Origin of the sequence: Moorena sp. SIO3E8 (genome assembly GCF_010692445.1) — a bacterium.
Classification (GTDB): Bacteria; Cyanobacteriota; Cyanobacteriia; order Cyanobacteriales; family Coleofasciculaceae; genus Moorena; species Moorena bouillonii.
Map to the genome: position 1 here is coordinate 52973 of NZ_JAAHHM010000039.1, position 6000 is coordinate 58972.

Sequence of the window (6000 nt, forward strand, 5' to 3'; positions counted from 1 at the left end):
TTCCCTGTTCCCTATTACCTACTATTTATAATTGTTCAACCGCACATGATATTAACATGAATGGGATTAAAAAAAATTACCAAGCAGCAGTATATCTCAACACTGACCTCCAGGGGTCAGGATTCCCAATTCTCTGCCTTCACGGTCATCCAGCCTCAAGTCAGTGCCTTTCGGTTTTTACCCAACATCTATCCCAGAGGTTCTGGACTATCAGCCCTGATTTGCGAGGATATGGTAAAAGTCCAGCTGATCGGAATTTTCAGATGACCGACCACCTGATTGACTTAGAATCCCTGCTCGACTATTACAAAATTGACCGCTGTTTGATACTAGGTTGGTCTTTAGGGGGAATTTTGGCAATGGAGCTTGCTCTGACGCTACCTCAGAGAGTCACCGGTTTAATTTTAATCGCCACAGCCGCTAGACCTTGGGGTAATCATCCCCCCATTAGTTGGCAGGATAATCTCTATACCGGCATCGCTGGTGTCTTAAATTGGTTACAACCAGGATGGCAGTGGAATATTGACACCTTTGGTAAGCGATCGCTTTTTCGGTATCTGATCCAACAACACACAAGCAGCACCTACGAGTATATTGCCAAGCACGCCATATCAGCCTATTTACAGACCTCCCAAGCCGCTACACAAGCACTCAACGCTGCCATTAGGGCTGGGTATAACCGTTTGCCAGACTTAAACCAGATTGAATGTCCCTCCCTAGTCTTAGCAGGAGCTGCTGATCGCCATATTGCCGCAGCATCCAGTCGAGAAACCGCTAAACATCTCAAGGATAGCCAATGGCAATGCTATGACAATACGGCTCACTTGTTTCCTTGGGAAATCCCGGATCAGGTGTTAAAAGATATCGACAACTGGATTACCAATAATCCGCAAGTTGTCTGTCAGAATTAATTCTTAATTCTTAATTCTAAATATGGTTAAGCATAATGACAAATATTGAAGTGCGTCCTGTTAAGAATAAACAAGATTTAGAGGATATGTACCACCAGCGGTGGCTTGTCTTCAGAAAACCCTTATGTATGGAGAAAGGAACAGAACAAGACCAGTACGAAAGTAGTGCTTTTCATCTCGTTGCTATCTGTAATAATCAGGTAATTGGTTCAGCAAGATTAAGAGAATTGTCTCCCGGATTGGGCACTATTGCCTACGTTGGACTATTACCTGAATTTCGTCACCAAGGCATCGGAACTAAACTGATCGAAACATTAATTGAAAAAGCCAAAGCAAAGAATCTCAAAGCTTTGAGAGTAATGACTAGAATTAATGCCCTAGGTTTTTATAGTCGCCTTGGTTTTATACCTGACGGTGAGCCATTTGATTATGTTGGCATCAGCCACCAATTTATGTACCTTAATATCTAGCAAAGGGAACAGGGAATAGGCAACAGGGAGTAAGTCCCCATCTCCCCATCTCCCCATCTCCCCATCTCCCTATCTCCCTATCTCCCCATCTCCCCACACCTCCCACCCTCTTTTTAATTATGGGTATTCAACCAGACTTGATATTAGCTTGCCATCTGCGGTTGATAAACTGGAAGAATTTCCAGCAATTCCGAGTAAAGGCAGAGATTCTTGATAGTATATTTAACAAACACTGACTCTTTCTGAGCACCACAAGACCCTTTCAGCTGCAATGTCTTACTTTCATCTTTAATCAATTCAGCACGACAATGGTAAATCAAGCCATTAGGTTTTTGAAAGCTGATCTCAGCTTGAATAGAATCCTGATTCGCATCTTCCTTAATAATTGAACCACCAACTTTATGCTTAAACCAATTCCATCCGTAGCGGAGGATAAGTTCCCTTTCCAATACCTGAATTTTAGTCGGTAGAATTCCCCAACCTCGATAAACTCGATTGAAGCATTCAAGATCACCACTACGGATTAAAATTGATTTAAATGAATCTTGATCTAAAACACCGTAGTATCTTCCATCTGGGAAATCAATCGCAGTGGGAGCAAACCGATGACCACCAAAGTGGCTAGCTTTCCAGAGTCTGACATTGGTTAAGGATAACTCATTAACAGTAGCTAAGGCTTTGCAGTAAAAAGGATTACCATACCTGGCGCAACACACATCATGGCTACCGTGGGTGCAAACTAAAATGTCTCTAGTGTCACTGTCTTGTGTTACACAGTTTGGCGTTTCTCCAGCTAAGAATTGTTTGACAATCCCAGCTACCTCACCAAGATTAGTCACATCAAACTCTAGCTTGCTGTACCCTTTTAACCTGGCTTCACCGTTGTGACTATAAATCAAAAGCTTAGTCTGATCGGCTTTTAGGGTTTTATTATTAGCAATCAGCAGGAATCTTACTGGCAGCTTACGGTGCTTCACCTCATCCACCAAACTCCTAAGATTCTCTGGAATATACTTAGAATCCATGGCATTAGACAGCCACGGTTGGCGGCATTCTACTAAAACATACACTTGGTAATTAGTGCCACTACCGATAATATCTTCGGCTAACTGCTGTGAATGGTCAGCACAAAAAAAAGTGTTCATGGGTTTTTATCCTTAACTATCATTTTTTTTTAACTAGAAAAAAAATTATTAATTATATAGCACTACGTATTGCTGAAACGCTTTTTTAGTGAACTTTTGCCTCTTGCCTCTTGCCTCTTGCCTTGCGCGTAGCGCTATACTCTGGAGTCAACAAAAATAATTCCTTCAGTAACTAAGTGGGTTAAAAGAGGAGCGACATCAACCTCCCAATCGAAATCTGGTAACCATGTCATGACATCACTACCGGTAAACGTCTCTCTGGTGAATAAATTTTCCACCAAGGATTCAGTTACTCCTCTCAAAGCGATTTCTTTACCTGAAACGATAATTTGGTAGCCATTGTCATCTGGCAGTTGTGAAATTTTGAGGCGTTTAAATTTGGGATTCCTAAACCTAGTCTCTACACCATTGGGAAATATATTAAATCCTGCTTGCGCAGGTAGAGAGTATCTAGCTAGTGGCTTGACTAAGCCATCAAGATAACAGTTATATTGTTCCTGGATATCACTGTTACTAACGTATTGTTTTAAATTTTGGATTAAGTTATCAATCGACGGATCTAAGGGAGCAGCATCGAACCGCAGTGGCAAACTTTTACGCCAGGCTTCATTCTCCCGTAACTCACTAACCAACCAGTCTAAAAAATCCACACCAGTCTGGCAATGAATGCCTAGGGTTAAATGTAGTGACGGTTGATCTAGAGCAACAGCATAGTGCCAATGTCCACGGGGTATATACAACACATCACCAGGGGTAAGGGTACACTTCAAGTAAGGCTCCCCTTCCGGAGGTGTTTCAGAGGCTGATTTTTGCTCAGTCAAGGGGTATTTTAGAGTATCGCTAAATACGTACCATTCCTTGTTTCCCTCTATTTGCAAGATAAAGACTTCGTGAGTATCGTAGTGACACGAAAATCCCTGTTTACTGGGCCATGAACAATAGGAATTGACTTGAGCACTATAGCCTAAATCTTGTCTAACTTCTGAGGTGAAGTTAGTAATTTCGGGTACTAGTTTATGTACCTTGTCGATGATTAGAGTTGCCCCTGACTGGCACCACTTGATTAGATTGGCGTTTTCCTTTTCCTCCAAAACTTTGCCATCTAAGGCTAAGCGCAGCTCCGGATACTTGAATTGATGGAAATTCAGGAGATTGGTGAGTTTTTGCCAAGAAAATAGATCAGCAAACTTCCTTTCGTCCTCACTTGGGATAAATACTGCTTTACTCGTCCAATGGTATTCTAGGAATTTCTGCTCACTATAAGGCTTGAGGATTTTTGCGAGCACCGACATAACTATTTGATAAAGATTAGCAACAAAAAATTTATACTAAGCAACTAGCTTGCACCAGAAACTAATTGAGAAAATTTCTCTAATTTCTGATACAAGCTCGGATTTAGCCAAAACTATTAGCAACTAAATTATTGCAAACAATTCTAGGCTCATAAGCAATAGCTACCTAAGAAGCTCAGATAGTCTCAGGATTCCTCGCTTCTAAGATCACCACCGTCAGCGTCAGTATTTAGGCAAGATTCAGTAGTCTTACGGGGATTATTCGGAACGATTTCCTTGATTTCGACTTGAATTTTGCTAACAGTGCGCTTTTCAGCAGTTAATTCTTTGATTTGCTCTAACATACTTTGTCTCCAACTAGTGTAGATCACCCTTTTGCTGCTTAACTTTTCGGCTATGCCTCGAAAAGGTCAGTGATCGGGTATATTTCATAGACTGTAACTCAAAGGCAACGCAGCAGTCAATAGTTGAGAATAACTTTTGATAAATTTTACTAAACCTATCCTAAGCCTATAATCTAAGAGTTAGCCTTAGAGATGTTAAATCAATGTGATGTAGTGCTCAATCTTGCTATAGCAAGGCTTGAGCTGGTTAATTTAGCAATAATTATTATCAATTAACTCTAGATAGTGAAGTTGACTATAGAGAATAAGCACTCGTGAGCTGTCAGCCGTCAGCCAAAGGCTCACCCTATCCGAACAGCCTAATGCTTTACATAAAGGCTGTTCGCGTAGCGCATATGCTTACGGAACTCCCTAGGCTGAAAGCCCCGCGTTTTTAAACCGGGGATGAAAGCCCATAGCGACTTTAGTCGCCGTGAGAAAAGATGACTTGTGACAGTTTACGCTAAATACGTTAAGATAAAAATGTAACAGAAGAGGTCGAATTCTGATGATCATATTAGAGTTTAAAGCATACGGGAAGTTTTCTCAGTATCAAGCTATAGATGAGGCTATTCGGACAGTCAAATTTATTCGTAATAGCTGCATACGTCTATGGATGGATAACAAAGGGATAGGAAAATATGATCTTAGTAAGTACTCTAAGATACTAGCTAAAGAATTCCCGTTTGCAAATAAATTAAACTCTACTGCTCGCCAAGCTGCGGCTGAGAGAGCATGGTCATCAATATCTCGCTTCTTTGAGAACTGTAAAAAGAAAGTCTCTGGCAAAAAGGGCTATCCTCGTTTCCATAAACGCTGTAGGTCGGTTGAGTATAAGCAGTCAGGATGGAAGTTATCTCCTGATCAAAAATCAATCACCTTCAGCGATAAAAAAGGGATTGGGAAGCTAAAGCTCAAAGGCACTTGGGACTTGTGGCGCTTCGATAAGAAGCAAATTAAGCGAGTTCGCATAGTCAAAAGAGCTGATGGGTACTATGTTCAGTTCTGCGTATCAGTAGATATAAAAGAAGATCTAGAGCCATCTAGAACAACTATTGGACTAGATGTAGGACTAAAAGACTTCTACACTGATTCTAATGGTCATCGAGAACCCAATCCCCGCTTCTATAGAAAAGGGGAAAAGCGATTAAAGTTTTATCAACGTCGAGTTTCTCGTAAAAAGAAAGGCTCATCTAACCGAAAGAAAGCCATTAATAGATTAGGTAGACAGCACCTCAAAATAAGTAGGCAGCGTGAAGAACATGCAAAGAGACTTGCACGTTGCGTAGTCCGTTCGCGTAGCGTCGGCTTCGCCGAATCTAACGATCTGGTAGCCTATGAAGACTTGAGGGTTAAAAACCTGGTTAAAAACCATTGTCTAGCTAAATCTATTAATGACGCAGGTTGGTATCAATTTAGGAAATGGTTAGAACACTTTGGCAAAAAGTTTAGCAGAGTCACCGTTGCGGTGAATCCTGCCTATACAAGCCAAAATTGTTCTGAATGCGGTGAGGTGGTCAAAAAGTCTTTGTCTACTAGAACCCATATCTGTAAGTGTGGATGTGAGTTAGATAGAGACCACAACGCTGCAATAAACATTCTTAAAAGAGCCTTGGGTACGGTGGGGCACACCGGAACCTGGATCATAGATCCGAACGCTTCGGGAGATCTAGTGCGACTCGTTGGTCAGAAACTTGACCCAATAAGGGTCTTGGAGGATTGACCACAAGGTAAAAAAGAACCTTGATAACTTGATAACCATGTTGGTGAAAGACCAACCCTCGTGAAATCCGAGTGAC

6 protein-coding genes are annotated in these 6000 nt (G+C 41.4%); 3 read left to right on the forward strand and 3 right to left on the reverse strand.

All coding sequences use genetic code 11. The annotated features are described in order from the left end of the window. Positions 1–56: 56 nt before the first annotated feature. Both F6K46_RS18165 and F6K46_RS18170 read left to right on the forward strand, forming a co-directional pair. Positions 57–911, forward strand: a complete 855-nt coding sequence (locus F6K46_RS18165) for an alpha/beta hydrolase (protein ID WP_293059579.1) — start codon at positions 57–59, stop codon at positions 909–911. Positions 912–946: 35 nt separating this feature from the next. Continuing rightward, positions 947–1381: a GNAT family N-acetyltransferase gene (locus F6K46_RS18170; RefSeq protein ID WP_293059582.1), complete on the forward strand. Its 435-nt coding sequence runs from the start codon at positions 947–949 to the stop codon at positions 1379–1381. Between the two features lie 143 nt (positions 1382–1524). Here F6K46_RS18170 and F6K46_RS18175 read toward each other — a convergent pair whose 3' ends face one another. The 3 genes from F6K46_RS18175 to F6K46_RS18185 all read right to left on the reverse strand — a co-directional run bounded on the left by F6K46_RS18175 (position 1525) and on the right by F6K46_RS18185 (position 4162). Next, a complete protein-coding gene (locus tag F6K46_RS18175) occupies positions 1525–2526 on the reverse strand; it encodes a sucrase ferredoxin (protein WP_293059585.1) in 1002 nt (333 codons plus the stop codon). Positions 2527–2660: 134 nt separating this feature from the next. Beyond that, positions 2661–3818, reverse strand: coding sequence for a cupin domain-containing protein (locus F6K46_RS18180; RefSeq protein WP_293059588.1), 1158 nt, complete (start codon positions 3816–3818; stop codon positions 2661–2663). Between the two features lie 185 nt (positions 3819–4003). Further along, entirely contained in the window at positions 4004–4162 is a 159-nt protein-coding gene (locus F6K46_RS18185) for a hypothetical protein (RefSeq protein WP_158069629.1), read from the reverse strand. A gap of 547 nt (positions 4163–4709) precedes the next feature. Here F6K46_RS18185 and F6K46_RS18190 point away from each other — a divergent pair. Further along, on the forward strand, positions 4710–5924 hold the full coding sequence (locus tag F6K46_RS18190; RefSeq protein WP_293059590.1) for an RNA-guided endonuclease TnpB family protein: 1215 nt from the start codon (positions 4710–4712) through the stop codon (positions 5922–5924). Positions 5925–6000 lie beyond the last annotated feature (76 nt).